The organism is Rhodococcus sp. NPDC057297, from assembly GCF_042667435.1.
In the GTDB taxonomy this organism is placed as follows: Bacteria; Actinomycetota; Actinomycetes; order Mycobacteriales; family Mycobacteriaceae; genus Rhodococcoides.
This window is the reverse complement of record NZ_JBHUZE010000012.1, coordinates 95,042-119,818: the sequence shown is the minus strand read 5'-3', so window position 1 is coordinate 119,818 and position 24,777 is coordinate 95,042. Positions and strand designations below refer to the sequence as shown.

Annotated in this window: 26 protein-coding genes, 1 rRNA gene and 1 riboswitch; of the genes, 14 read left to right on the top strand and 13 right to left on the bottom strand. The window is 64.0% G+C overall.

Translation table 11 applies throughout. From position 1 onward, the window contains the following. Window positions 1-84 (top strand): 5S ribosomal RNA (gene rrf / locus ACFULT_RS25915); the annotation flags it as partial. A gap of 956 nt (window positions 85-1,040) precedes the next feature. On the opposite strand, the gene ACFULT_RS25910 is transcribed toward rrf, so the two are convergent. Next, the gene (locus ACFULT_RS25910; RefSeq protein WP_037104480.1) at window positions 1,041-1,346 is read right to left on the bottom strand and encodes a GNAT family N-acetyltransferase; all 306 of its coding nucleotides are present in this window, start codon (window positions 1,344-1,346) and stop codon (window positions 1,041-1,043) included. A 133-nt stretch (window positions 1,347-1,479) separates the two neighbouring features. Between ACFULT_RS25910 and ACFULT_RS25905 the strand changes: the two genes are divergently transcribed. Beyond that, complete coding sequence (locus ACFULT_RS25905) at window positions 1,480-2,250, top strand: hypothetical protein (protein ID WP_037104483.1); 771 nt, start codon at window positions 1,480-1,482, stop codon at window positions 2,248-2,250. A gap of 235 nt (window positions 2,251-2,485) precedes the next feature. Continuing rightward, complete coding sequence (locus tag ACFULT_RS25900; RefSeq protein WP_037104717.1) at window positions 2,486-2,806, top strand: hypothetical protein; 321 nt, start codon at window positions 2,486-2,488, stop codon at window positions 2,804-2,806. Here ACFULT_RS25900 and ACFULT_RS25895 read toward each other — a convergent pair. After that, window positions 2,773-3,171: an excisionase family DNA-binding protein gene (locus tag ACFULT_RS25895; protein ID WP_037104486.1), complete on the bottom strand. Its 399-nt coding sequence runs from the start codon at window positions 3,169-3,171 to the stop codon at window positions 2,773-2,775. The two genes, ACFULT_RS25900 and ACFULT_RS25895, sit on opposite strands and share 34 nt — an antisense overlap. Window positions 3,172-3,245: 74 nt before the next feature. On the opposite strand from ACFULT_RS25895, the gene ACFULT_RS25890 reads away from it, so the two are divergent. Beyond that, the gene (locus tag ACFULT_RS25890) at window positions 3,246-3,890 is read left to right on the top strand and encodes an FMN-dependent NADH-azoreductase (RefSeq protein ID WP_378482921.1); all 645 of its coding nucleotides are present in this window, start codon (window positions 3,246-3,248) and stop codon (window positions 3,888-3,890) included. On the opposite strand, the gene ACFULT_RS25885 is transcribed toward ACFULT_RS25890, so the two are convergent. The 6 genes from ACFULT_RS25885 to ACFULT_RS25860 all read right to left on the bottom strand — a co-directional run bounded on the left by ACFULT_RS25885 (window position 3,867) and on the right by ACFULT_RS25860 (window position 9,500). Beyond that, on the bottom strand, window positions 3,867-4,610 hold the full coding sequence (locus ACFULT_RS25885) for an ABC transporter ATP-binding protein (RefSeq protein ID WP_378482920.1): 744 nt from the start codon (window positions 4,608-4,610) through the stop codon (window positions 3,867-3,869). The genes ACFULT_RS25890 and ACFULT_RS25885 overlap by 24 nt on opposite strands. Next, a complete protein-coding gene (locus ACFULT_RS25880) occupies window positions 4,607-5,473 on the bottom strand; it encodes an ABC transporter permease (RefSeq protein ID WP_378482919.1) in 867 nt (288 codons plus the stop codon). The genes ACFULT_RS25885 and ACFULT_RS25880 overlap by 4 nt, the downstream gene beginning before the upstream one ends. Next, window positions 5,470-6,471: an ABC transporter substrate-binding protein gene (locus tag ACFULT_RS25875; RefSeq protein ID WP_052059114.1), complete on the bottom strand. Its 1,002-nt coding sequence runs from the start codon at window positions 6,469-6,471 to the stop codon at window positions 5,470-5,472. The genes ACFULT_RS25880 and ACFULT_RS25875 overlap by 4 nt, the downstream gene beginning before the upstream one ends. Beyond that, window positions 6,468-7,196 (bottom strand): TenA family protein, encoded by a 729-nt coding sequence (locus tag ACFULT_RS25870; protein WP_176460047.1) that lies wholly within the window; start codon window positions 7,194-7,196, stop codon window positions 6,468-6,470. Before ACFULT_RS25870 ends, ACFULT_RS25875 begins: the two co-directional genes overlap by 4 nt. Beyond that, a riboswitch (TPP riboswitch) is annotated at window positions 7,190-7,289 on the bottom strand. It overlaps the preceding gene by 7 nt. Before the next feature lie 32 nt (window positions 7,290-7,321). After that, complete coding sequence (locus ACFULT_RS25865; RefSeq protein ID WP_037104504.1) at window positions 7,322-8,716, bottom strand: sugar porter family MFS transporter; 1,395 nt, start codon at window positions 8,714-8,716, stop codon at window positions 7,322-7,324. Between the two features lie 121 nt (window positions 8,717-8,837). Then, complete coding sequence (locus ACFULT_RS25860; RefSeq protein ID WP_378482918.1) at window positions 8,838-9,500, bottom strand: hypothetical protein; 663 nt, start codon at window positions 9,498-9,500, stop codon at window positions 8,838-8,840. A 97-nt stretch (window positions 9,501-9,597) separates the two neighbouring features. Between ACFULT_RS25860 and ACFULT_RS25855 the strand changes: the two genes are divergently transcribed. The 6 genes from ACFULT_RS25855 to ACFULT_RS25830 all read left to right on the top strand — a co-directional run bounded on the left by ACFULT_RS25855 (window position 9,598) and on the right by ACFULT_RS25830 (window position 17,495). Further along, on the top strand, window positions 9,598-11,139 hold the full coding sequence (locus ACFULT_RS25855) for a carboxylesterase/lipase family protein (RefSeq protein ID WP_037104507.1): 1,542 nt from the start codon (window positions 9,598-9,600) through the stop codon (window positions 11,137-11,139). Between the two features lie 69 nt (window positions 11,140-11,208). Beyond that, window positions 11,209-12,726, top strand: coding sequence for an ATP-dependent DNA ligase (locus ACFULT_RS25850; RefSeq protein WP_378482917.1), 1,518 nt, complete (start codon window positions 11,209-11,211; stop codon window positions 12,724-12,726). Between the two features lie 119 nt (window positions 12,727-12,845). Then, the gene (locus ACFULT_RS25845; RefSeq protein WP_037104513.1) at window positions 12,846-13,682 is read left to right on the top strand and encodes a nitrilase-related carbon-nitrogen hydrolase; all 837 of its coding nucleotides are present in this window, start codon (window positions 12,846-12,848) and stop codon (window positions 13,680-13,682) included. A 21-nt stretch (window positions 13,683-13,703) separates the two neighbouring features. After that, the gene (hydA, locus tag ACFULT_RS25840) at window positions 13,704-15,125 is read left to right on the top strand and encodes a dihydropyrimidinase (RefSeq protein WP_378482916.1); all 1,422 of its coding nucleotides are present in this window, start codon (window positions 13,704-13,706) and stop codon (window positions 15,123-15,125) included. A 3-nt stretch (window positions 15,126-15,128) separates the two neighbouring features. Continuing rightward, a complete protein-coding gene (locus ACFULT_RS25835; RefSeq protein WP_037104519.1) occupies window positions 15,129-16,181 on the top strand; it encodes a TIGR03842 family LLM class F420-dependent oxidoreductase in 1,053 nt (350 codons plus the stop codon). Next, complete coding sequence (locus ACFULT_RS25830) at window positions 16,182-17,495, top strand: aspartate aminotransferase family protein (RefSeq protein ID WP_378482915.1); 1,314 nt, start codon at window positions 16,182-16,184, stop codon at window positions 17,493-17,495. It abuts the gene before it with no gap. On the opposite strand, the gene ACFULT_RS25825 is transcribed toward ACFULT_RS25830, so the two are convergent. From ACFULT_RS25825 to ACFULT_RS25815, 3 genes are all read right to left on the bottom strand, one after another. Continuing rightward, window positions 17,492-18,853, bottom strand: a complete 1,362-nt coding sequence (locus tag ACFULT_RS25825; protein ID WP_037104525.1) for an FAD-binding oxidoreductase — start codon at window positions 18,851-18,853, stop codon at window positions 17,492-17,494. The two genes, ACFULT_RS25830 and ACFULT_RS25825, sit on opposite strands and share 4 nt — an antisense overlap. 68 nt (window positions 18,854-18,921) lie before the next feature. Then, on the bottom strand, window positions 18,922-19,440 hold the full coding sequence (locus ACFULT_RS25820) for a DUF3558 domain-containing protein (RefSeq protein WP_378482914.1): 519 nt from the start codon (window positions 19,438-19,440) through the stop codon (window positions 18,922-18,924). Between the two features lie 8 nt (window positions 19,441-19,448). Continuing rightward, window positions 19,449-19,970, bottom strand: a complete 522-nt coding sequence (locus ACFULT_RS25815; RefSeq protein WP_241483597.1) for a DUF3558 domain-containing protein — start codon at window positions 19,968-19,970, stop codon at window positions 19,449-19,451. A gap of 220 nt (window positions 19,971-20,190) precedes the next feature. Between ACFULT_RS25815 and ACFULT_RS25810 the strand changes: the two genes are divergently transcribed. Continuing rightward, the gene (locus ACFULT_RS25810; RefSeq protein ID WP_037104534.1) at window positions 20,191-20,502 is read left to right on the top strand and encodes a hypothetical protein; all 312 of its coding nucleotides are present in this window, start codon (window positions 20,191-20,193) and stop codon (window positions 20,500-20,502) included. On the opposite strand, the gene ACFULT_RS25805 is transcribed toward ACFULT_RS25810, so the two are convergent. Then, entirely contained in the window at window positions 20,499-21,137 is a 639-nt protein-coding gene (locus ACFULT_RS25805; protein WP_378482913.1) for a Type 1 glutamine amidotransferase-like domain-containing protein, read from the bottom strand. The genes ACFULT_RS25810 and ACFULT_RS25805 overlap by 4 nt on opposite strands. Beyond that, window positions 21,134-21,574 carry an HIT family protein gene (locus ACFULT_RS25800; protein WP_378482912.1) on the bottom strand — a complete coding sequence of 147 codons (441 nt, stop codon included), beginning with the start codon at window positions 21,572-21,574 and terminating at the stop codon, window positions 21,134-21,136. The genes ACFULT_RS25805 and ACFULT_RS25800 overlap by 4 nt, the downstream gene beginning before the upstream one ends. Before the next feature lie 249 nt (window positions 21,575-21,823). On the opposite strand from ACFULT_RS25800, the gene ACFULT_RS25795 reads away from it, so the two are divergent. Genes ACFULT_RS25795 through ACFULT_RS25785 form a run of 3 tightly spaced genes read left to right on the top strand, consistent with a single transcriptional unit; the run spans window position 21,824 to window position 24,707 of the window. Then, window positions 21,824-22,936, top strand: a complete 1,113-nt coding sequence (locus ACFULT_RS25795) for a Re/Si-specific NAD(P)(+) transhydrogenase subunit alpha (protein ID WP_037104542.1) — start codon at window positions 21,824-21,826, stop codon at window positions 22,934-22,936. Continuing rightward, entirely contained in the window at window positions 22,936-23,265 is a 330-nt protein-coding gene (locus ACFULT_RS25790; RefSeq protein ID WP_020113126.1) for an NAD(P) transhydrogenase subunit alpha, read from the top strand. The genes ACFULT_RS25795 and ACFULT_RS25790 overlap by 1 nt, the downstream gene beginning before the upstream one ends. Further along, the gene (locus ACFULT_RS25785; protein WP_037104549.1) at window positions 23,265-24,707 is read left to right on the top strand and encodes an NAD(P)(+) transhydrogenase (Re/Si-specific) subunit beta; all 1,443 of its coding nucleotides are present in this window, start codon (window positions 23,265-23,267) and stop codon (window positions 24,705-24,707) included. Before ACFULT_RS25790 ends, ACFULT_RS25785 begins: the two co-directional genes overlap by 1 nt. Window positions 24,708-24,777 lie beyond the last annotated feature (70 nt).

The window sequence follows — 24,777 nt, the reverse complement described above, 5'->3', positions numbered from 1 at the left end:
CCCATTCCGAACCCGGAAGCTAAGCCCTCCAGCGCCGATGGTACTGCACCCGACAGGGTGTGGGAGAGTAGGACACCGCCGAACACATTTTCCAGGACACCCCCGAACCACACGGTTCGGGGGTGTTCTGCATTCCCGAACAAAAACACTCCACCGTGCATCCCCCTCGGACACCCGTCGAGCACACCAACGAATCGAACGCTCGCCTCCGAGCCACACGCTCACCCAGGTGCCAGCACCTGGCCGTGCATCCGAGACAACGGCGAGCATCGTCACCGAACCCCGACCACCCACGAAAACACCCCCCGAATGTGCGCTCACACCACCACCCCACGCACAACACGAGGGTGAATCCACCCCCTCTGGCCAGTCAGAGACACAGACGCACACCCATGTGTCAGACGCTCACCAATGCGCTGAAGGCTCACCCAGGTGCTAGCACTTGGCCGTGCACCTGACACAACGGCGAGCGTCCGTCACCGAGCAACGGACCACACCCACCGAAAAACATCCCGAATGTGCGCTCACACCCCCACGCGTACAAGACGAGGCCACCCCTTCCGGTCGCAGGTACACAGCCGCTCACGCACGTGTCAGATGCTCGCTGACATCGTTGTCGTCGGCACTCGGATCTGCCCGCGACCGGAGGACAACCGGCCGCGATGTTCGGTGCAATTTAATTCGGTGGCGCCTGTGAGGGTTGTGCAGCATGATGGTGCACGGAACACGGCGAGTACATGGACCGAAAGGGGTGCGACTTGGTAAGAAACCTGAGAATCATTGCCGGGCATCCGTTTACGGTGTCCCGTGCCGCACTCTCGTTCGGGTAGCGACGTCCATTCCGCTATTCGTATTCGCAGGGCATTCGGCGTCTTCGCCTGCCCTGATCATGCTGGGCTGCAAAGCTATTCGAGGAGTTTCCATGTATTTGTACGAGAACGTTATCCGTGAACATGAACTGCGCGTTGCGAAGTCGTTGGAACGGTATCGGAAGAAGAAGGGTAAGGCCGGCGGGAATGCGGACAACTATCCGTTGTTCGCTACCGCTCGTCGGGAGATTCGGGAGAAGTGAGCAAGTCTCCGAATTCGTCGGGATTGGTCTCGATGAATTCGCGAACGAACCAGCAGGACGGCTGAACCAACAGTCGCCGCGAGCGGGTGTCGTTCAAGGCGTATTCCGTCAGTGCCGCGGCGTATCCCCTGCCGCGGTACTGGGGGAGCGTCACGGTGTGGAAGAAATTGCGGGTATCGCCCACGTCGAAGTACTCGGATACTGCGGCTAGCTCGGTGTCCGAGTACAACACGAATCGGCTTCGTTCGGCGTCGTGCTCGGCCCGTGCGTCCATGTGTCGATTGTGCACGGTATCCACGGGGGGTGTTGGACCACTAGGCTGGGGTCAGATCCCCGAGTCGTGCGCGTGCTACCCGTCGTAGGCACCTCTCTTCATCTGCACGGGTAGGCAGAACAGAGGTAGCACCGTGGAAGACGTTTCGGAGCAGGGTATACGCGCATTCATCGAAGCGGTAGTGATGCACGGGGGTCGCGCTGAGCGCCTCACCACGTCGCGTCGTAATCCGGTCCAGGTCTGGGCTGTCGACGGTTCCAGCTGTGTAGTCCGGGTCCGGTCCAAGGCGGAAGGTGACTGGAAGGCGCGCAGGCAGGACGAGTCGCTGGCCACCGATGACACAGGCTCGACATACTGGGTGTTCGTGGATCTGAGCAAGTCCAATCCGTCGTTCTTCATGGTGTCGTCCGAAGAAATGGCAGCTGACATCAAAGGCGAGGTCGATCTGTGGGTGCAGGATTCCCCGTTGCGCTCCCGCACAGGACACCACGCAATCGCTGTCGGCCGGGTTCAGCACGGTCACGACCGGTGGAGTCTTCTCGGGTTGAACGTCGACGCGGACCTGACGCTGGCAGACGCTGCGCATTCTGCTGCGTCTCATCGCGTCGGCAAACAGACCCGGCGCACGAATGCGAAGCGGTCCGCGTCGGTCGAAGAGGTGATCGACCTGCGCGTTCGAGTCGTCGCTGATTTCGATGGCTACCGTCTCAGTGCGCGGTACGACCCGGACAATTCGCGCCTGGAAATCGTACGCGGACCGATGGAGGGCCGGAGATTCGAGGATCCGACCGAGGCCGCCAGTGCTGTCGCGACGCATATCAGCGGTGATGAGCAGGTCTGCGACGGTTGGAAGTTCTGGGAGCTCGATACTCCCGAACGCGCACCGCTCGGGTCACTCCTGTAGGTCACAAGTGGACCGATCGTTCTGTTGTGAACGGTCATAGCAATCCCGAAAACAGCGGATCCATCAGGTTCTACTCCCTATCGTGGGTGAAGTTCCTGTTTTACATCGAGATATTCGACACCCCTCGCACGGCAGGCTCCCTGACGGGTCCGCTGCCCAGCCACGTCGGTGTCTCGGTCCGTTGAGTTCGATGGCGACGACGAGTGGCGTTGTCGACCAAGGAGGCAAAGGTTCCGTGGAGCATTCGTTTCGATCCCCATCGCTGCACGCATCGCGTTTCGTCATCCTTGTTGCGCAATTCGTGGATCGTCGGATATCGGCAGACCACTTCTCCGCTCAATTCCGGGCGCTCGAGAGCAGCGACTCCGGTTACCTCGACCGTGACATTTCCATGATCGTTCGGAAACTGTCCGTCGATGTCGGCGCTTACCGTGGAGACGTCAACTTGCTCGGTGTCGACTTCATAGACAGTGAACAGCTGTGGCGTGCATCAGGAGAAGCGTTCCGAGACCTGCTGACTCTTCAGTCCGAGCTGCTCGGCCGTGAAGCAGGCTGATCTTTCTTGAACGTCTCCCGAAGCCGGACAAGATCTTCCAGGCGAAACCTGCGGTGAGTGCCACGCATTTCGATCGCGAGGTTGCCCGCGTCGGCGAGTTTCCTGACGTACGTATCGGACACACCGAGGACTTCGGCAGCCTGCGACGTCGTCAGTAGTTCGCTCACCGGGCCCACCGTCACCGACGTACCCCCGGCGAGAAGTCGGAGGAGCTCCACGACAGCGCGCCGGCCCGACTCGTCGATGTCGAGCTCTACGCCATCGAACGAAACAGTGGGTACACGGTCGCTCGACTCCGCGATACGAGCGGAAACCAACTGCGCGTCACGGTGCGACAACGCCGATGCAATGTACCGATGATCCATACCTCGAGCCTATCTGCCGGCTCCACTCCCATGCTGGGCATATTCTCTAGTTACAGCTACTAGAAGGAGTGTCCGTGCCGCAGTTGTTGCATCTAGATACGTCCGCTGATCCTGTTTCGTCCGTCAGTCGAGCGGTGACCGCACACTTTTCGGACACCTGGCATTCGCTCGGTGCCGATCATTCGGTGATCTATCGGGACTTGCACCGAAATCCGCCGCCACATCTGCCGACGTCCGCGTTGCACTGGGCGCCGCATCTGAGAACTTCGGACGAGGTTGCGCCGCCGGAAGCCGAGGCGTTGCAGAAAGAACTGATCGACGAGTTGGTCTCGGCTGACGTGCTTCTCGTCGGTGCACCGATGTACAACTGGTCCGTTCCGTCGACACTCAAAGCGTGGATCGATTACATCCACGTTCCCGGAATCACCGTGCCGTTCGATGCGCCGACTCGACCTCTCGAAGGTAAGCCGGTTGTGGTGGTGTCGTCGCGAGGCGACCAGTACGGGCCGGGGACTCCGGAGTTCGGCGCGGACCACACCGTGCCACAGCTGCAGCAGGTGCTCGGTAAGGCGTTGGGGATGGAAGTCTTCATCGTCACGGTCGACCTGACTCTCGCATCCCGAGTTCCGGCGATGGCGGCGCTGACTCCGCAGGCCGAGGCGAGCCTCGCGGACGCACGATCCGCAGTGTCGGATCTAGCGACCCGATTGGGTTCGTGACCGACGTGCGCTGACGAGCACGTCGATCAGTTCCGATTCGACGGCAGCGAATTCGGGTGTCGTGACGACCATCGGCTCACGTGGTCTCGGCAGGGGCACGGCGACCTGGCGTCGGACATGGGCCGGTTTGTCGGAGAGCACCACCACGCGATCCGAGAGGTACACGGCCTCTCGGATGTCGTGCGTGATCATCAGTACCGTCCAGCGGTAGCGAAGCCAGACGTCTTGCAACCATTGCTGCATGTCTGTTCGGGTCAGCGAGTCCAAGGCGCCGAACGGCTCGTCGAGCAGGAGTAGGTCGTGGCCTTGGACGACGGTCCGGAGGAGTGCGGCGCGCTGGCGCATTCCCCCGGACATCTCCGAGGGCCGAGCGTTCTCGTAGCCGGCGAGCCCGAACACGTCGAACAGCTCTTGAGCCCGGGTACGCGCCTCTTTCTTCGGGACGCCCTGCACCTCGAGGCCGAGGGTCGTGTTGTCCAGCACCGACCGCCAGGGGAAAAGCAGGTCTTTCTGCGGCATGTAGGCACTGCGAGATGCCTCCACGACACCCCCGTCCGGCGAGTCGAGGCCGGCCACCATGTTGAAGATGGTGCTCTTGCCGGATCCGCTCGGGCCGATCACGGACACGAATTCACCGGGTTCGACGTCGAAGTCGATGCCGTCCAGGATCGTGCGGTTCCCGTAGGACTTCGTCAGGCCTGCCACGTGCACTCTGCTCATCGCGGCTGTTCCTCTCGTCCCCGTTCGTCTCGAGCCCAGGGTATGAACAGTCTTTCGATCAAGTACGTCAGCACGAAGAGCAGCACGCTGATGACGGCGGTGACGAGCACGGCAGCGAGCACCAGATCGGTACGGAACGAGTTCTTCTGCTGGCTCATGTAGATGCCGAGCCCCGCGCTCGCACCTGCATATTCCGCGAAGATCGCACCGACGACGGCGTAGGTGATGCCGATTCGAAGCGAGGTGAAGAACCGCGGCATCGCCGACGGTAGACGCACGTATCTGAACTGCTGCCAGCGGCTGGCGCCCATGCTCGACAGAAGCGCGCGGGCGTCGCGATCGGCCGAGGCGAAACCCTCGATCAGGCCGATTGCCATGGGGAAGAACGTAGCCAATGCGATGACGAGGATCTTCGGAAGCAGTCCGAAGCCGAACCAGATGATGAGAAGTGGCGCAATCGCGATGATCGGCAACGTCTGAGAGACCACGAACAATGGGACGACGGCACGACGCAGCCACGGAGAGAAATCAACGGCGACAGCAAGAGTCCAGGCGACGATGCAGGACACGGTGAAACCGATGATCGTGACCTGCAGTGTCGCTGCAGCATTGGTGGCGATCGCGTCTCGATGCGCCCATCCCTGGCTCAGGATTCGCGTGGGTGAGGGAAGTACCTGAGGTCGAATTCCACTGGTGGTGACGTAGGTCTGCCACACCGCGACGAGGACGACGACGATGGTTGCCGACGGCAGAGCCCAGCGAACGAGCGCCGGCCCGTCCGCCCTGACAACCGGCCATCGCCGGACACCGCGAGCGGCGGGAGGCGCTCCGGAGGATGCATCACCGATCGCCGAGGTTGTCATTCGCCGAGGTAGTCGTCGGTGAAGTACGTGGACCAGTCGGGCTCGGACGTGAGCGGCGCACCGTTCTCGTCCACCAGAACCCCGTTGTCGTACAGGAACTTCGAGTACTCGGTCCATTTGTCGATGTTCTGCGTGCCGACCTCGCCGTCGCCGTCGCGCATGTACTTGTCCGCCAACATCCGTTGGCTCTCGAACACCAACGATTCGTCGGTGAAGGTTCCCGGGTTGGCGTCGATGACGTCCTGGGCGGCGCGATCGGGGTCGTCGGCCGCGAGCTGGTACCCGCGTTGCAGTGCCTGGACGAATTTCCCGGCTTCGTCGGGGTTGTCGGCCAGCCAGTTCTCGTTGCCGCTGATGGTGATCGCGTACGCGTCGGGGAATTCGTAGTCGGTGTTCTCGAAGTATTTCATCGGAGTCCCGCTGTGCTCTGCTTCGATGCCTTCCCATGCGAGATAGGAGACGGTGAAGTCCGCGGTACCGGAGTACACGGCTTCGTACGCCGACGTCCCCAGAACCACGGTCTCGTATTCGCCTCTACCGCCGTCGTTCTGGATGACCTGTCGGAGCCCTGCTTTCTCACCGGTGTCACCGAAGCCCGCGTACACCTTGCCGTCCAATGCCTTGGGGCTCGGAATGTCGTCACGGTCTGCGCGTACACCGATTGCCGTTGCCCAGTGCTGGAGGGGGGCGAGCACCGAAACGATCTGCGCACCCGCAGCTTTCGCGAAAACGGTGGAGCTCTGCGTGCTGATCCCGAACTCCGCGTTACCGGAATCGACGAGGGTGTCCGACGAAGTGTTGTTGTACGGCAACACCTCCACGTCCAGTCCGGCGTCCGCGAAGTAGCCCTCCTGGAGGGCTACGTACAAGCCGGTGTGATTGGTGTTGGGTGTCCAGTCGAGTGCGAATCTGATCGTGTCCGAATCGTTCGACTGCGCGCACGAGGTCAGGCCCGCGACGGAGATCGCGGCGCATGCAAGGGCGAGTAATCGTTTCATCGTGCCACCGGCCACGGCGTCGGGTGAAGTGCTGTGTCCCAGAACATCAGTTCGTATCTTGTCGCGACGCGAAACGCCTGCGCCATGGCGTCGCGCTGGGCGTCCGTGGCTGCAGCGGCCGCATCGTCGACGAGGACGCGGGCGCCGTCGACGAGCGTACGGAACTCGTCGGAATCGTACGTGGACACCCACCGTGCATAGGGGTGTTCGGGGTTGCGTTGCAACACTTCCCGCGCCGCGAGCGACAACCGAACTGCCACATCGGCGTAGATCCAGTAGCAGGGAAGAACAGCCGCGGCCGCAACGGCGTAGGGTTCCGTCGCTGCAGTGGCGACGAGGTACGAGACGTAGCCCAGGCACGCCGGTGAATGTTCGATCACCGACCCGGGGCTCGGTAGCGCGTCGCTGGACAGCAGTGACGCGTGAAGTGACGCTTCTGCGACGGCACCTGCCGCAGACGACGCCCAGAACGCCGCCGTCTGCGTGTCCGGCGCTTTCGACGCCAGGATGGACAGGGCCTTGGCGTATCCGGCCAGGTAGAGCTCGTCCTGTGCGATGTACGTGCGGAACGCGTCCAGCGGCAGCGTGCCGTCACCGAGGAGCCCGAGGAACTCGAGATCATCGATGGCGGCGCGCAGATCCGCCGTCGCGTCCCACAGGTTGTTCGTGAAGCGACCGGAATCGCCGGGTCTTTCGGAGTGCACCGAGTGCACAGGCGTAGTCATCGCCTTGACATCCCTTCGTCAGCATTACCTGCATCAGGTTCGACGGGTGTGATCTCAGCATCCGCATGTACGGACGCACCCCGTGTCAGAACATCGCCGACCATAGCACCCTCGTCGGCGATCCGTTACTGCATGTCTTCGAGTTCCATGCCGTTGGTCTCGGGAATCTTCGATTTCACGAAGAAGAACGAGACTGCAGCCATGATGGCGAAGAACCCGTAGATCACCCACAGGCCGACGGCCTGGGTGAGTGGCGGGAATGCAAGGGTGACAGCGAAATTGGCGAGCCAGTTGGCGGCGGTGCCGATTCCGAGGGCCACGGCGCGCATGCGGTTGGGGAACATCTCGCCCAGAAGAACCCACATGATGGGTCCCCAGGTGGCGGCGAAGAAGATCACGAACAGGTTCGCTCCGATCAGCGCGACGGCACCCCAGGGGCTCGGGAGGGAGACGTCGTCGCCGCTGCCGATCTGCTGGGAGAACGAGACCGCGGCCATCAGCAGGCCGACGAACATACCTACCGAACCACCCAGGAGCAGTTTGCGCCGGCCGATCCGGTCGACGAACAGAATGGCCACGAAGGTCATCGTCACGTTGATGATGGAGGTGATGACCGAGGTCGTGAAGGACTGGTCCTCGGTGAAGCCGACGGACTTCCACAGCGTCGTCGAGTAGTAGAAGATCGCGTTGATGCCGACGAACTGTTGCAGGACGGCCATGACGATGCCGACCCACACGATCGGCTGGAGCCCGAACTTCGGTCCGCGGATGTCGGCGAACGAGGCCTTCTCCTCCTTGCGGAGTGTGAGACGGATTTCGTGGACTCGCTCGTCGGGATGCAGTTCGCCGGTGATGTTGGCGAGGATGTCGGCAGCTTCCTGATCGAGATGCTTGCCGACGAGGTAGCGAGGTGACTCGGGGATGGTGACCGCGAGCAGGCCGTAGATCAGGGCGGGTACGACGCCGACGAGGAACATCCAGCGCCAGGCTTCCTGGCCGAGCCAGAGGTCGTTGGATGCGCCGTCCGCGGCGCCCTGCAGCAGAGCGTCGGACAGGAGGGCGGCGAAGATGCCGAGAGTGATCGCGAGCTGCTGCAGCGACGCCAGGCTTCCGCGCCATTTCGCAGGAGCGATCTCTGCAATGTAGGCAGGCGCGATGACGGAGGCGATACCGATACCGAGGCCGCCGAGGATGCGCCACAGGATCAGGTCGGGGACGCTGAAGGCGAGGCCCGATCCCAGCGAGGAGATGGTGAACAGGGCCGAGCCCAGCACCATCACTTTCTTGCGACCCCATCGGTCTGCGAGGGAGCCGGCGAACCAGGCGCCGACGGCGCAGCCGATCAGCGCGATGGCGACGACGAAACCGGTGGTGAACGAACCCAGCGAGAAACGGCCCTCGATGGCGTCGACGGCCCCGTTGATCACGGAGCTGTCGAAACCGAACAGGAAGCCGCCGACCGCGGCGGCGACGCTGACGCCTATGACTTTGGCGTTGCGTCGAGTCGGCGTGGTGGACATCGGGAAAACTCCTCCCCGGTCGGAGAGCTCAGTGCTCTCGGCCGCGACAGATGATCGTGCGGCGGTCTCGCCGCACGGCTGTCAGCTTATGCCCGGTCGTTCGCACTGCGAAACACACCGGTCACTTCAACTCGAACGCCGTGTCGGACACGGTGAAACCATGCCCTACCTGGTCGACGCAGGAGACCCCGGCGAGCTCGTCGACCCTGCACGTGATGCCGTTCGACGTACCCGACCCGGGTATCGAGAGCGTTTCACCGTAGGGGAGCGGAGTGGCGATGGCGTCGAACCGATGGAACCTAGGATCGCCGGAGCTCAGGAATCGCGCCGCGGTGCCTGCCGTGAGCTCGACCGTGTTGGGCGCTACCAGCGAATCCGGGGCGCCGCTGCCCTCCACCCGAGGAGCATTCGACGGGAACTCGCCGTGGCAGCCGGCGACCGACGCATCGGTGATGAACACCGCGCATTCGAATTTGCCGGTAGGAGAGATGAAGTAGTAGAAGCCGCTGAGCCCCTCGTAACGAGAGGGGTCGGCGATCGCGGGCGCGGCGGTCGAGATCGTCGTCGACGGCAGCGTGGTCGTCGGCACGGGAGTCGTCGGCACGGGAGTCGACGGCGGAGTTGTCGCGGCTGAAGGTGTGGTTGTTCTGACCACCGACGGCGGATCGGTGTTCACCGTCGCCAGCGGTGCCGTTGCGTTCCCCGACGACTGCGTGCTGCACCCGGACATGACCACGGCGGCAAGCCCGCATGCTGCACCGGCATAGATCCGGACTCGCGTCATACGCCCAGCATAAAGAACGTTGCGCAGAGATGAACGACGATCCGCGCCGACGCTGAGTTGGTACGTTGGCGAACGCCGGTAGATCGTAGGAGGGGCCATGAGCGAGACGACATGCCAGGTGCGCACGCCCGACGGCGACGTGATCGGCCATCAGGACGGGTCGGTCCACGCGTGGAAAGGCATTCCCTACGCGGCGCCGACGGACGGTGAACATCGATTCCGATCCCCGCGGCCCGTCGAACCGTGGACGCAGCCACGGGACTGCCGGCACTTCGGGTCCGTCGCTCCGCAGGGCCTGGACAACCCGGTACCCATCGATCCCGACATTCCGATGTCGGAGGATTGCCTGTCGCTCAACGTGTGGGCGCCGGAGCCCGACGGAACCCCGCGGCCGGTCATGGTGTGGATCCACGGCGGCGCCTACTCGCTCGGTTCCTCGTCTCAAGCGGTGTACGACGGTCGGCGTCTCGCGGAAGTCGGCGACCTGGTGATCGTGACGATCAACTATCGGATCGGTGCGTTCGGATTCCTCGACCTGTCCTCGTTTTCCACCGACGACACGGTGTTCGAATCGAATCTGGGTTTGCGGGACATGATCGCGGCGCTCGAGTGGGTGCGCCGATCGATCGGCGCGTTCGGCGGTGACCCGTCCAACGTGACGCTCTTCGGGGAATCGTCGGGTGGCGCGTCGGTGACGACGCTGATGACGTCACCGAAAGCCGAGGGGCTGTTTCACCGCGCGATAGTGCAGAGCGCACCAGCGACGTCGGTGTACGGTCCCGACCGAGCTGCGCAGGTCGCGGGACGATTCCTCGAACTCGTCGACATCACGCCGGACCGAATCCACGAGCTGAAGACCATCGAGTTCATGCGGCTCGTGGAGGAGGGCGACACGCTCTGTTACGAGATCCCGACGAAGGTGCCCGGCACACTGGGGTTGGCCCCGGTCGTCGACGGCGACATCGTGCCTCGGTATCCGGTCGCCGCGTTCCAGAAAGGGTTCGCCCACCGAATTCCGTTGATCATCGGAACCAACAACGACGAGGCGTCGATCTTCCGGTTGATGAAGTCGCCGCTGATGCCGGTCACCTCGGACACCGTGTCCGAGATGTTCCGGGCGATCGCGAACGACCACGCGGAACTGCCTGCCTTCCGCGTCGCCGAGATCATGTCGGCGTACCCGGAACGATCGAAGACCTCCGGGGCACTCGCGATGTCGACCGACGCGGGATTCAAGATGCCCAGCCTGTGGATCGCCGATGCGCACAGCAGGCACTCGCCGGTCTGGATGTACCGGTTCGACCACGCGACGCCGATGCTGAAAGCCGCTCGAATCGGAGCCGGGCACGCGACGGAACTGCCCTACGTCTTCGGCAACTTCGGCACCCTGAACCGGGACCCGACGTTCTGGCTCGGTGGCCGCAAAGCTGCGACGGCCGTCTCGGCTCGTGTCATGAAGCGGTGGACGGCGTTCGCGCGTCACGGAGTTCCCGCGACGCTGGACGGCGCGAAACACTGGCCGCTGTACACCGAGCCGACCCGTGCCACGTTGGTGATCGACGGCCAGGACAACGTCGTCGACGACCCGGACGGGGAGACCCGGGTGGCATGGGGTGACCGGGTGCTCGGCTTCAGCTGACGTACGTCGACCGAGCGCGCTCGCGCCGCGGAAGGATTGAGTGTCCGACCTTCCGGTTACGTTCGGTACGTGCTGTTCACTCGAATCATCGACACCTCCTCGGCCGTCGGTGCCACGCGCTCCCGCAAGGCGAAGACCGAGGCTCTGCGCCTGCTGCTCGCCGACCTGCAGTCCGCGGACGTGAGCGTCGTCGTGTCCTGGCTGTCCGGGGAGCTGCCGCAGGGCCGTATCGGCGTCGGGTGGCGAACTCTGGCAGACATCGACGTCCCGGCCGCGCCGGACGGTGTGCTGACGGTGAGTGAGGTCGACGACGCCGTCACGGCCGTCGCGTCGACGTCGGGACCGGGCTCGGCTGCGCGTCGGCGTGAACTGCTGGTCGACCTCTGGGCGTCGGCGACCGTGCAGGAACGGAAGTTTCTCGTCGGCCTGATGACCGGCGAGCTTCGTCAGGGTGCGCTCGAAGGAGTGATGACCGATGCGATCGCCAAGGCCGCCGGGTTGGATTCGGGACCGGTGCGTCGGGCGTTCATGTTGTCCGGGCGTCTCGACGCGACCGCAGTCGCTGCGTTGAATGGCGGGGAGGAGGCACTGGCAGGCTTCGGGCTGCAGGTCGGAAGGCCCGTTCGTCCCATGCTGGCCTCGCCGGCGGAGACGCTGGCGTCCGCCTGGGCGGACATGGGGGGAGACGTCAGCGTCGAATACAAGCTCGACGGCGCGCGGATCCAGGTGCACAAGCTCGGAGACGACGTGCACATCTACACCAGGACACTGCGCGAGATCACCGACGGCGTACCGGAATTGGTGGAGCTGATTCGCACACTCCCCTGCGAGTCCGTGGTGTTGGACGGTGAAACCCTTGCGCTGAACGACGGCGGGCGACCTAGGCCGTTCCAGGAGACGATGAGTCGGTTCGGCGCGCAGAGCGCACACGAATTGCTCTTGCAGCCGTACTTCTTCGACTGCATTCACCTCGACGGAGTGGACCTGCTGGACGAACCGCTCGAACGACGACTCGACGCCCTCGAGCGCGTGGCTCCGCAACATCGGATCCCGTCCTTGGTGCGACCCGACGCGGATTCGGCCGCCGCTCACTTCGATGCGGCGTTGGACGAAGGTCACGAAGGGGTGATGATCAAGTCGCTGTCCTCGATCTACGCGGCCGGACGACGGGGAAAGGACTGGCAGAAGGTCAAACCCGAGCACACTCTCGACCTCGTCGTGCTGGCTGCGGAATGGGGCTACGGGCGGCGCACCGGGTGGTTGTCGAACCTTCATTTGGGAGCGCGTGACCCGGACGGCGGTGACCCGATCATGGTCGGCAAGACGTTCAAAGGTCTCACCGATGCGTTGTTGCAGTGGCAGACCGAGGAATTTCCCAAGCACGAACGATCGCGCGACGAGCACACCGTCTACCTGAACTCCGAACTGGTCGTGGAGATCGAACTCGACGGCGCGCAGACCAGTAGTCGCTATCCAGGTGGTGTGGCACTGAGATTCGCACGCGTGCTGCGGTATCGGCCGGACAAGACACCCGCGGAGGCCGACACCATCGACGCTGTGCGGGCCCTGTTGATGCCGTCGACCTGAGTCGTTACCCGGCCGAAACGTCCTCACTTCATGTTGTAACACCATTGACCGCACGTGTACCTCGTGGATCACTTATGTTGAACAGGCCCATCGAGAACGAGGGACGGAAGTGGTCAGCCATGACGACAGTTCGAGCGGCTCTGGTCCAGACCAACTGGACCGGCGACAAGCAGACGATGATCGAGGCGCACGAGGGATACGCGCGCAGTGCGGCCGAACAAGGGGCGAAGGTCGTCTGCTTCCAGGAATTGTTCTACGGCCCGTACTTCTGCCAGGTGCAGGACTCGAAGTTCTACGACTACGCCGAGTCGGTGCCGGGGCCCACTGTCGACAGGTTCGCGGCACTGGCGAAGGAATTGGGCATCGTCATGATCCTGCCGGTCTACGAGCAGGAACAACCGGGCGTGCTCTACAACACCGCGGCCGTGGTCGACGCTGACGGCACCTACCTGGGGAAATACCGCAAACACCACATCCCGCACGTGAACGGATTCTGGGAGAAGTTCTATTTTCGACCAGGCAACCTGGGCTGGCCGGTGTTCGACACCGCAGTAGGTCGCATCGGCGTTTACATCTGCTATGACCGGCACTTTCCGGAAGGGTGGCGCGCGTTGGGTCTCGCCGGAGCCGAGATCGTGTTCAATCCGTCGGCTACCTCGCGCGGGTTGTCCAACTACCTCTGGAAACTCGAGCAGCCGGCGTCGGCGGTGGCCAACGAGTACTACATCGGAGCCATCAACCGCGTCGGCATCGAGGAGTACGGTGACGACGACTTCTACGGCACCAGCTACTTCGTCGACCCCGAAGGCAAGTTCGTCGGTGACGTCGCCTCGGACAGCGAGCCCGAGGTGATCGTGCGTGACCTGGAGATGGATCTCATCAAAACGGTCCGTGACCGATGGGCGTTCTACCGGGACCGCAGACCCGACGCCTACGCGCCGCTGGTGGAGCCATGACCGCCGGCCGGGTGCGCTGAGATGGGTACGACGTTCGTTCACGGAGGCACCGTGGTCTCGCCCACAGGTGCCCAGCTGCTCGATGTGCTGATCGACGGCGGCACCATCGTTGCTGTGCTGCAACCGGGTTCGACGGCGCTCGCTGCCGATCTGACCCAGACCTCGGACACGGTGATCGACGCGACCGGAAAATACGTGCTCCCCGGTGGAGTCGACGGGCACACACACATGGAGATGCCGTTCGGGGGCACGTTCGCGTCGGACACGTTCGAGACAGGCACTCGGGCCGCTGCGTGGGGCGGCACCACCACCATCGTCGATTTCGCCATCCAGACTCCAGGGCAACGGGTCCAGGACACGCTGGCGCAGTGGCACGAGAAGGCAGCCGGGCGCTGTGCGATCGACTACGGGTTTCATCAGATCATCGGCGACGTGGACAGTGATTCACTGAAAGCGATGAGCGAGTTGGTGTCCGAAGGTGTCACCAGCTTCAAACTGTTCATGGCGTATCCGGGCGTGTTCTACTCCGACGACGGAAAGATACTGCGCGCCATGCAGACCGCGGCGGAGACCGGTGCATTGCTGATGATGCACGCCGAGAACGGGATCGCCATCGACGTGCTCGTCGCACAGTCGGTGGCCCGCGGCGACACCGCACCGTACTTCCACGGCACCTCGCGACCGTGGCAGTTGGAGGAAGAAGCAACCCACCGTGCCATCATGTTGGCGAACGTCACCGGAGCTCCGCTGTACGTCGTACACGTCTCCGCCAAGCAGGCACTGGAACAGATCGCGGTCGCACGAGGCAACGGGCAGAACGTGTTTGCCGAGACCTGTCCGCAGTATCTGTACCTCTCGCTCGAAGAGCAGCTCGGCGCGCCGGGATTCGACGGCGCCAAATGGGTGTGCTCGACACCGTTGAGATCCCGCGCCGAAGGCCACCAGGACGAATTGTGGCGCTACCTGCGCACCGGGGACGTTGCCACCGTCAGCACCGACCACTGCCCGTTCTGCATGAAGGACCAGAAGGACATGGGCATCGGCGACTTCTCCAAGATTCCCAACGGAATCGGATCCGTCGAGCACCGCATGGATCTGATGTTCCAGGGGGTGAAGAACGGCAGGATCACCCTGGAGAAGTGGGTGGACGTCTGCTGCACCACGCCTGCGCGCATGTTCGGCATGTACCCGAGGAAGGGCATCGTCTCGCCCGGCGCGGACGGTGACCTCGTGATCTACGACCCGAACGGCCACACCAGCATCGGACTCGGAAAGGCGCACCACATGAACATGGACTACTCCGCCTACGAGGGCTTCGAGATCGACGGACACGTCGACACGGTGATCTCCCGCGGCAAGGTGATCGTCGACGACGGCGAGTATCGCGGTTCGGCCGGAGACGGGCGGTTCGTGAAGCGCGAGCTGTCGCAGAATCTCGTGTGACCGATGGACATCGGAGTCGTGTTGCAGTGCACACCGCCTGCATCACGCGTCGTGGACCTCGCGAGACGCGCTGAGACGCATGGTTTCTCGCATGTCTGGACGTTCGATTCTCACCTGCTGTGGCAGGAGCCGTACGTCATTCACAGCCAGATCCTGTCGGAAACCAGGAGGGTTGTCGTCGGGCCGATGGTGACCAATCCCGCCACCCGTGACTGGACGGTGACGGCGTCGACGTTCGCCACGCTCAACGACATGTTCGGCAACCGTACGGTCTGCGGAATCGGTCGAGGTGACTCGGCGGTTCGCACCCTCGGCGGAAAGCCGACGACGCTCGCCCAGTTGCGTGAGTCCATCCACGTCATCCGCGAGCTCGCCAACGGCCGGTCGGTGTCGCTCGGTGACACCATCGTCCGATTTCCCTGGGCGACCAGATCGACTCTCGAAATATGGGTTGCCGCGTACGGCCCCAAGGCGCTCGACCTCACCGGGGAAGTCGCCGACGGGTACATTCTGCAACTCGCCGACCCGGACATCGCGTCGTGGACGATCGGGCGAGTCCGGGCCGCCGCGGACGCTGCAGGACGGGATCCGTCGTCGATCAAGTTCTGTGTCGCAGCACCTGCCTACGTGACCGACGGCAGCGCGGGCGCACTCGCACATGCGCGTGATCAGTGCCGATGGTTCGGGGGAATGGTGGGCAACCACGTCGCGGACATCGTGGCCCGATACGGAAACGACGGCGGGGGTGTACCTGCTGCGTTGACCGACTACATCGCTGCACGCACCGGGTACGACTACAACGAGCACGGTAAGTCCGGGAATTCGCACGCCGAGTTCGTGCCCGACGACGTGATCGACCGGTTCTGCATCCTGGGCAGCCCCGACGAGCACGTCGCCAAGCTGAAGGCGCTCGAAGCGCTGGGCGTCGACCAGTTCTCGGTGTACCTCCAGCACGACGCCAAATCGGCGACACTGGAGTCCTACGGTGAGCACGTCATCCCGGATCTGGCAGGGGCGACGACTGCATCCGTCGGGTCGGAGGAAGGCGGCAAGTAGATGGACCACGTGTTCTACTCCTGGGCGGCGCAAGCCGAGTTGAACCCGATCACCGTCGACGGCGGCGAAGGGTCCTGGTTCTGGGACGACAAGGGAAATCGATACCTCGACTTCTCGTCGCAACTCGTCAACGTCAACCTCGGTCATCAGCACCCGGATCTCGTGGCGGCGATCGTCGACCAAGCCCGTGTGCTGACGACGATCTCCCCGACGGTCGCCAACTCCACCCGGAGCAAGCTCGCAGCTCTCGTCGCGGCGCGAGCACCGGGCGATCTGAACCGAGTCTTCTTCACCACCGGAGGAGCAGAAGCCGTCGAGCATGCTGTGCGCCTGGCCCGCCAGCACACCGGCCGGACCAAGATGCTGGCCGCGTACCGCTCGTACCACGGCGGAACCGGCGTGGCCATCGGCTTGACGGGAGAACCGAGGCGGTGGGGCACCGAACCGACCAACGTCGACGTCGTCCGCTTCTTCGGGCCGTACCCCTACCGGTCACCCTGGGGTACAACGACTCCCGAGGACGAGACCGCAGCGGCGCTGGCCCATCTGCAACAGGTCGTCGAGCTCGAGGGCGCGGGGAACATCGCGGGCCTCATCCTCGAATCCGTCGTCGGTACCAACGGTGTCCTGGTGCCGCCGCCGGGTTACCTCGCGGGGGTGCGCGAACTGTGCGACCGGTACGGCATCGTCTACATCGCGGACGAGGTCATGGTCGGATTCGGCCGGGTCGGAGAATGGTTCGCCTGCCAGGCCTGGGACGTCGAGCCCGACCTGATCACGTTCGCGAAAGGAATCAATTCCGGCTACGTCCCGCTGGGCGGCGTCGTCATCTCCGAAGCCATCGCGTCGAAATTCGATCACAAGCCCTACCCGGGCGGGTTGACGTACTCGGGGCATCCGCTGGCCTGTGCGGTCGGTGTGGCATCCATCGAAGTGTTCGAACGCGACGGAATTCTGCCCTACGTCCGAAGCGTCGGCGCCGACGTACTCGGCGCCGGACTGGCCAAGCTCGCCGAGTCCCATCCGAGTGTCGGGGAAGTGAGAGGTCGGGGGTTCTTCTGGGCTGTGGAACTGGTCAAGGATCGGCAGACACGTGATCCGCTGGTGCCGTTCGCGGCGTCGGGCAAGGATGCCGAACCCATGGGGAAGGTGACCGCAGCGGCGAAAGCGCGCGGCCTGTGGCCGTTCATGGCGGGCAACAGAATTCAGATCGCGCCACCGTTGACGACGACCGAGGACGAACTCCGACAGGGCCTGGAGATTCTCGACGATGTCCTGACCGTCGCCGACGAGTGCGCCGCCGCTCTCGACTAGAGAACGGCTCCGGGATTGAGGATGCCGTCGGGGTCGAGTGCGGACTTGATTCGCTGAGTCAGCTTCATGACGTCCTCGCCCACCTGATCGGGCAGCCAGGCCTTCTTGAGCCTGCCGACTCCGTGTTCACCGGTGATCGTGCCGCCCAGCGAGATCGCGAGATCCATGATCGCGCCGAACGCGATGTTCGCGCGTCGCTCCATGTCCGCGTCGGCCGGGTCGAACACGATCAGAGGGTGGGTGTTTCCGTCGCCTGCGTGTGCGATGACCGCGACGAGGACCTCGTACTTCTCCGCGATCCTCTCGATGCCTTCGACCAGGTCGGGGAGCGCCGGCAATGGAACCCCGACGTCCTCGAGCAGGAGGCTACCCATCCGTTCCACCGCAGGGATCGCGAATCGCCGTGCTGCAGCGAAGGCTTCACCCTCGTCGGGATCGTCGGTGGTGAACACGTCGGACGCCCCTGCTTCGGTGCATGCCGAGGCCATGATGTCGATTTCCCGTCCGCGATCGGCGCCGGGGGAGTCCGAACGGGCGATGAGCATCGCGGCCGCACCCCGATCCAGTCCCATCTTCATCGCGTCCTCGACCGCTCCGATCGACGCACGGTCCATGAACTCGAGCATCGACGGACGGAGATTTCGGGTGATCGCGAGAATCGCCGTCGTCGCGTCGCGCACCGAGGAGAACGATGCGACGACGGTGCTCGCGGGCGGTTGCGCGGGGACCAGTCGAACAGTGATCTCCGTGATGATCCCGAGGGTGCCTTCGCTGCCGACGAACAGCTTCGTCAGAGACAGTCCCGCAACATCTTTCAGCCGAGGGCCACCGAGACGTACCGCTGTGCCGTCGGCGAGGACCACTTCGAGGCCCAGCACGTAGTCGGTGGTCACGCCGTACTTCACGCAGCACAGACCGCCTGCATTGGTGGCTGCGTTGCCGCCGATGGAACACATCTCGAACGACGACGGGTCGGGCGGATACCACAGGCCGTGCTCGGCGGCGGCCTTCTTGACCTCGACATTGAGCAGACCGGGCTGGGTCACGGCCACACGCGTCACCGGGTCCACGTGGATGTCCCGCATCGATTCGGTCGTGAGCACGATTCCGCCGTCGACGGCGGTTGCACCGCCGGACAATCCGGAACCGGCGCCCCGGGGAACCACCGCGACGCGATGCGCGGTGGCCCACTTCATGACGGCCTGCACGTCGGCGGTGCAGGTTGCGCGCACGACAGCCAGCGGTGATCCGGCATCGGGGTCCTTCGCCCAATCTCGTCGATATCCCTCGGTGATGTCGGGATCGACGATGACGGATCCCTCGGGGAGCGCGCGGTGCAGTTCGGTCAGGTCGGTCATCACCCCAGACTAGAAGTGGAGCCTGCGGAATGAACCGGAGTTGATTGAAACCGAGAGAATTCGGTCGGCTACGTATTGCGTTGCAGTGTCAGTTCGGCGAGCCTGGTGGCTCCGGCGCACGGATCGACCGTTCCGGATCGGTACTGAACCCACCAGGTGATGGTGCCGGAGTACGACGCGGTGATGCCGCAGGACGCGGGGTCGCCCGGCCGTCTGGACAGGAAGGCGCTCGCCCCGCCCACAGTGACCGGCTCCACCGAATACTCGAGTTTTTCGGACAGCTCGCGCTCGCGGCCCAGCGAGTTGTCCTCGTACCAGGCGAACGTGACGTCGATCAGCCCCGACGGGCCGGATCCCGACCACATGCAGACGGCACCGAAGAAGTACTGGCTCACAGCGTCCGCCTGGACCGACTCGGCGATCTTGTCGTCCGGAACGGCGACACATTCCTGCAGCAGTTTGTCGAATTCGGTGTCGACGTCGCCCGCGCCCTGCGCGACGGGAGTTCCCGAGACGGTCGTGCTGCAGCCGCCGACGAGTAGAGACAGTGCCGCTGCGGCCGCGGCCAGGGAATTTCGACGTCTCATGGCAGTGCCTATCTCGCGTTCTCGACGGTTGCGCGCACGAGGTCCTCGACCACGTCGCAACTGTCGCGAGGTGGTGCGGCGTAGACGTAGTTGAGAGACCAGTGCAGGAAGCCGTCGCCGGACTCGACGCCTGCCTCGCACGACGCGTCGCTTCCCCGTGCGGTGAACCCCGGGTGCCCGTCGGCGTCGATGACGCCGATCTCGCGTCCCATCTGGCCGGCGACGGTGCGTTCGCGGTCTATCGGGCTTCCTCGGTACCAGGTGAACATCGCGTATGCACCGGTATCGACGGCGTCCCATCGGCAGCGAACAGCGTTCTTGGACGACGAGGCGAGCCCGCGGACGCCGGTGATGGACATCAGTTCGTCGTCGGTCAGCGAACCGCATTCTCCGACGAACAGTTCTTCGGTCTGTGCGGAGTCCGACTCCGTCGTGGGCGACGCGCCGTTGTCGGAGTCGTCGGAACCGGAGCATCCGGCGGCAAGAGTCACTGCTGCTACCGCGCCGATGATGGTTGCCCGCTTCCACACGGTTGTGGAGCCTACCGAGTCGCGTGCTGGATGTCGTTGCACACGGCCGAGGTGAGTCACACCAGTAACTTCAGTCACTTCTGTTACCTGATCGATGCGCGCACGCAACGCAATGTTGTAGCTGCGGGGTCTAGCGTCCTGCGAAGGCGGGTCGTCAGGTCCGTCCAGGGCCGGGAGTGGCACACACCGTCGGCCCATGTGTCAGCGAGGAGGCCCGAAAATGATGGAGCCGAAACAGAAGTCGTGGAACCACGTCGCTGCGATGTTCTCGTACGAATTCCAGGACGGCGGAGTCGACTACGACAGCATCGAGGCGATCCACCGCGGAGACGTCCAGGAATGGGTCACCGCACTCGCGCAGTCCGGATTGTTCGAGCGCGCCACCGTCGCCGATGCGCAGCAGGCGTGGAAGCGACGGCCCAAGATGCTGCTGGACATGCTTCTGCTCGACGCCGACGAAGTGACCCGTCGTCGGTGCGAAATGGCGTGGATCTCGCTGGACCGGCTGGCCCCGATCGCACAGTTCGGTTAGAGACGCTCGAAGCGATCGCCGTCCACCACGACGACCTGCTCGTCGGTCAGCGTCAGGTACGGGACGTTCTCGCGCTCGAACCTCGACACCATGGCCTGCGCGGCACCCTCCTCGTCCAGAATCGACCCGAAATGCGGGACGAACGAGTGGTCGGTCAGACCCAGTCCGGTCCACGATGCAGCCCGACCGGTGGCCGCCTCGACGTCCGCCGGATCGTCGGCCGACTCCACCCCCCGAAGCGACGGTGAAGCTATACACGCGCCTGCGCTGTACCCCGCGAACACGAGGGAACCGTCCCGCACACGCGAGGCGATCTCGCCGTCGGCGCCCGCCATCTCGAGCCGAGCTTGCAGCACGAACGTGTTGCCCCCGCGGATCCAGACCGTATCGACGGCGTCGAGTTCTCGGCGGAGCGCGTCGCGGTCGGTCCGGAATCGGCGGAGGTCGAGTTCCTCGGCGACGTAACCGAGTTCGCTCAGGCTCCGCAGTTCGCTGACTGCGGCAGACTGCCGCGCCGAGGCCGGCCACGCATCCGCGGCATTCGCGATCACGGCGACGCGACCCGGACCGGACGTCAGGGCGAGAAATTCGTCGACGTGCGCGCCGAACCGGTACGACGCCAGAAACAGCTTCATGTGGACTCTTCCTCGTCCAAACGCGTCAAACCCGTCCTGATCGCCGACGCCGTCGCCTCGGGATTCTTCAGCCGTCGCGTCACGAAGCCCGTCACGAACCGCAGTGTGTCACCGGTCCATCGCGGTACGACATGAAGATGCGTGTGGAACACGGTCTGGAAGGCGGCTTTGCCGTCGTTGAGGACGAGGTTGGCGCCGTCCGACCGGAGATCCGACCGCCTGATAGCGCGAGACAGCCGTTGCCCAGCGGCGAACAGTGCGCCGCCCAGGTGTGGGTCCAGAGTCTCGAGGTCCTGCGAATGTCTCTTCGGGATCACCAGTAGATGGCCGCGGGTGATCGGTCTGATGTCGAGAAACGCCACGACATCGTCGTCGTCGTACACGGGGACCGACGGTGCATCGCCGTCGACGATGGCGCAGAACACGCAGTTGTTCACGCCGCAACTGTAGGTGGGCGCCGACTTTGCCACTGTGATGTCCGTCACCGCAAATGGAAGGGTTGCACGTCGGGGCGCGTCGGATTCGATTCAGAACAGACCGCAGATGTGGTCTGGGTTACCTGAGGTCTGCCTCATTTGGCTATCATCAGGGACCTTGTGCCTTGACGCTGGGCTTTGCCTGTTTGCCGCGCGGTTACCCCCGTTCGCCGTACCACGGGCGCCATTCAACATACGAAAGTCGGAGAATTGGAAACATCGCAGAGCACAGAGAGCAGGACGACACGTGTCGGTGTCGTGCGTGAGTCCGTGGACGGCGAGCGCCGAGTGGCCTTGGTGCCCAAGGTGGTCGCGTCGCTGATCGGTAAGGGTGTCGAGGTCGTAGTCGAGTCCGGTGCGGGTTCGGGAGCGTTGATTCCGGATGAGCTGTATGCCGCGGCCGGCGCAACGATCGGGGACCCGTGGTCCGCCGACGTGGTGGTGAAGGTCGCCCCGCCGACGGATGCGGAGATCTCGAAGTTGTCGTCGGGTTCGACGTTGATCGGATTCCTGGCGCCGCGTAACGCCGACAACAAGATCGACGCACTCGCTGCCGCCGGGGTGCAGGCGTTCGCGGTCGAGGCGATCCCGCGTATCTCCCGCGCACAGGTGATGGACGCATTGTCTTCGCAGGCCAACGTGGCCGGGTACAAGGCCGTTCTGTTGGCTGCGTCGGAATCGACGCGCTTCTTCCCGATGCTCACCACCGCCGCGGGCACGGTCAAACCGGCGACCGTGTTGGTTCTCGGCGTCGGTGTCGCGGGTCTGCAGGCGTTGGCGACGGCGAAGCGTCTCGGCGGCCGGCCCACCGGTTACGACGTGCGCCCGGAGGTGGCCGATCAGGTTCGTTCCGTCGGTGCGCAGTGGCTGGATCTGGGGATCGACGCCGCCGGTGAGGGCGGATACGCACGTGAGCTGACCGAGGACGAGCGTGCTCAGCAGCAGCAGGCACTCGAAGAAGCGATCAAGAGTTTCGACGTCGTCATCACCACCGCGTTGGTGCCGGGTCGTCCGGCGCCGCGTCTGGTGACGGCCGCCGCTGTCGAGGGCATGAAGCCCGGCAGTGTCGTCGTCGACCTCGCCGGTGAGACCGGCGGCAACTGCGAGCTGACCGAGCCCGGCCAGACCGTCGTCAAGCACGACGTCACCATCGCCTCGCCGCTCAACTTGCCGGCCACGATGCCCGAGCACGCCAGTGAGTTGTATTCGAAGAACGTGTCCGCACTGCTGGAACTGCTGCTCGACGAGAACGGCGCACTCACGCCGGACTTCTCCGACGAGGTCATCGCGCAGTCCTGTGTCACCAGAAAGGCTGAGAGCTGATGTACACCGCTCTTCTCGCGAACATCGCGATTCTCGTGTTGGCGGGCTTCGTCGGCTTCGCTGTCATTTCCAAGGTTCCCAACACTCTGCACACGCCGTTGATGTCCGGCACCAACGCCATTCACGGGATCGTCGTGCTCGGCGCGCTCATCGTGCTCGGCCGTCTGCCCGAGGATGCGTCGTGGGGTGTGCGGATCATCGCGTTCGTCGCGCTGATCTTCGGCACGCTCAACGTCGTCGGCGGCTTCCTGGTCACCGACCGCATGCTCAGCATGTTCAAGTCCAAGCCCGTGCCCGCCAAGGCTGTCGAGAAGGGCGCTGACTCCTGATGAACAACCTCGTCAACATTCTCTACATCGTTGCGTTCGCGATGTTCATCTACGGTCTGATGGGCTTGACGGGCCCGAAGACCGCCGTCCGCGGTAACTGGATCGCCGCTGTCGGTATGGGTATCGCCGTCGTCGCGACCCTGATCGAGGTGCGCGACGCCGCCGCGATCAACTGGATTCTCATCGCCGCCGGTCTCGCGATCGGTGTTCTGCTCGGCGTTCCGCCGGCCAAGCGCACCAAGATGACGGCCATGCCGCAGCTGGTGGCGCTGTTCAACGGCGTCGGCGGCGGCACCGTCGCGCTCATCGCGTGGGCGGAGTTCATCGAGACCGACGGGTTCTCGGCGTTCCAGCACGGTGAAGAGCCGACAGTGCACATCGTCGTCGGATCGCTGTTCGCCGCAGTCATCGGTTCGGTGTCGTTCTGGGGTTCGCTCGTGGCGTTCCTGAAGCTGCAGGAACTGCTGAACAAGAACGTCGAGAAGGCGTTCGTGAAGAATGCGCGCATCTTCCAGCTCACCAACATCGTGCTGCTCGTCCTCGCCGTGGCGGTGGCGATCTACATCGGTGTCAAGTCGACTCCGGGTGAGGGCACCTCGGTGTGGTTCATCGTCCTGGTGCTCGTCGCAGCCGGGCTGATGGGGCTGTTCGTGGTGTTCCCGATCGGCGGCGCGGACATGCCCGTCGTGATCTCACTGCTCAACGCACTCACCGGGCTGTCCGCAGCGGCTGCCGGTCTTGCGCTGAACAACACGGCCATGATCGTGGCAGGCATGATCGTCGGCGCATCCGGTTCGATCCTGACCAACCTGATGGCGACGGCGATGAACCGGTCCATTCCGGCGATCGTGTTCGGGTCGTTCGGTGGCGGTGGCACCGATGCCGGTCCGGGCGCGGACGCATCGGGTGGCACGGTCAAGTCGACGTCGGCAGCGGATGCGGCGATCCAGATGGCGTACGCATCACAGGTCATCGTCGTACCCGGGTACGGCCTCGCCGTCGCGCAGGCCCAGCACGCCGTCAAGGACATGGCGTCGATCCTCGAGAGCAAGGGCGTCGAGGTCAAGTACGCGATCCACCCCGTCGCCGGCCGTATGCCGGGGCACATGAACGTCCTGCTCGCCGAAGCCGACGTCGAGTACGACGCGATGAAGGAAATGGACGACATCAACGGCGAGTTCAACCGCACCGACGTCACCATCGTCATCGGCGCCAACGACGTCACCAACCCGGCGGCGCGCAACGACCCGTCGAGCCCGATCCACGGCATGCCGATCCTCAACGTCGACGAGTCGCGGTCGGTGATCGTGCTCAAGCGGTCGATGAGCTCGGGCTACGCCGGTATCGACAACCCGCTGTTCACCGCCGATCGCACCTCGATGCTGTTCGGGGACGCGAAGAAGTCCGTCAACTCGGTGATCGAGGAGCTCAAAGCTCTGTAGTTCGATACTCTGTAGTTCGTTCTTCGGTGCGAGTGCCCGGTGGCCTGACACGGTCACCGGGCACTCGGCG

Excerpts from the sequence above, each read along its gene's own strand:
- ACFULT_RS25790 (WP_020113126.1), top strand. The coding sequence starts at position 22,936 with ATGTACACCGCTCTTCTCGCGAACATCGCGATTCTCGTGTTGGCGGGC.
- ACFULT_RS25910 (WP_037104480.1), bottom strand. The coding sequence starts at position 1,346 with ATGGACGCACGGGCCGAGCACGACGCCGAACGAAGCCGATTCGTGTTG.
- ACFULT_RS25865 (WP_037104504.1), bottom strand. The coding sequence starts at position 8,716 with ATGTCCACCACGCCGACTCGACGCAACGCCAAAGTCATAGGCGTCAGC.
- ACFULT_RS25860 (WP_378482918.1), bottom strand. The coding sequence starts at position 9,500 with ATGACGCGAGTCCGGATCTATGCCGGTGCAGCATGCGGGCTTGCCGCC.
- ACFULT_RS25855 (WP_037104507.1), top strand. The coding sequence starts at position 9,598 with ATGAGCGAGACGACATGCCAGGTGCGCACGCCCGACGGCGACGTGATC.
- ACFULT_RS25845 (WP_037104513.1), top strand. The coding sequence starts at position 12,846 with ATGACGACAGTTCGAGCGGCTCTGGTCCAGACCAACTGGACCGGCGAC.
- ACFULT_RS25825 (WP_037104525.1), bottom strand. The coding sequence starts at position 18,853 with ATGACCGACCTGACCGAACTGCACCGCGCGCTCCCCGAGGGATCCGTC.
- ACFULT_RS25830 (WP_378482915.1), top strand. The coding sequence starts at position 16,182 with ATGGACCACGTGTTCTACTCCTGGGCGGCGCAAGCCGAGTTGAACCCG.
- ACFULT_RS25885 (WP_378482920.1), bottom strand. The coding sequence starts at position 4,610 with ATGAGCAGAGTGCACGTGGCAGGCCTGACGAAGTCCTACGGGAACCGC.
- ACFULT_RS25785 (WP_037104549.1), top strand. The coding sequence starts at position 23,265 with ATGAACAACCTCGTCAACATTCTCTACATCGTTGCGTTCGCGATGTTC.
- ACFULT_RS25820 (WP_378482914.1), bottom strand. The coding sequence starts at position 19,440 with ATGAGACGTCGAAATTCCCTGGCCGCGGCCGCAGCGGCACTGTCTCTA.
- ACFULT_RS25835 (WP_037104519.1), top strand. The coding sequence starts at position 15,129 with ATGGACATCGGAGTCGTGTTGCAGTGCACACCGCCTGCATCACGCGTC.
- hydA (WP_378482916.1), top strand. The coding sequence starts at position 13,704 with ATGGGTACGACGTTCGTTCACGGAGGCACCGTGGTCTCGCCCACAGGT.
- ACFULT_RS25805 (WP_378482913.1), bottom strand. The coding sequence starts at position 21,137 with ATGAAGCTGTTTCTGGCGTCGTACCGGTTCGGCGCGCACGTCGACGAA.
- ACFULT_RS25875 (WP_052059114.1), bottom strand. The coding sequence starts at position 6,471 with ATGAAACGATTACTCGCCCTTGCATGCGCCGCGATCTCCGTCGCGGGC.
- ACFULT_RS25870 (WP_176460047.1), bottom strand. The coding sequence starts at position 7,196 with ATGACTACGCCTGTGCACTCGGTGCACTCCGAAAGACCCGGCGATTCC.
- ACFULT_RS25810 (WP_037104534.1), top strand. The coding sequence starts at position 20,191 with ATGATGGAGCCGAAACAGAAGTCGTGGAACCACGTCGCTGCGATGTTC.
- ACFULT_RS25895 (WP_037104486.1), bottom strand. The coding sequence starts at position 3,171 with ATGGATCATCGGTACATTGCATCGGCGTTGTCGCACCGTGACGCGCAG.
- ACFULT_RS25880 (WP_378482919.1), bottom strand. The coding sequence starts at position 5,473 with ATGACAACCTCGGCGATCGGTGATGCATCCTCCGGAGCGCCTCCCGCC.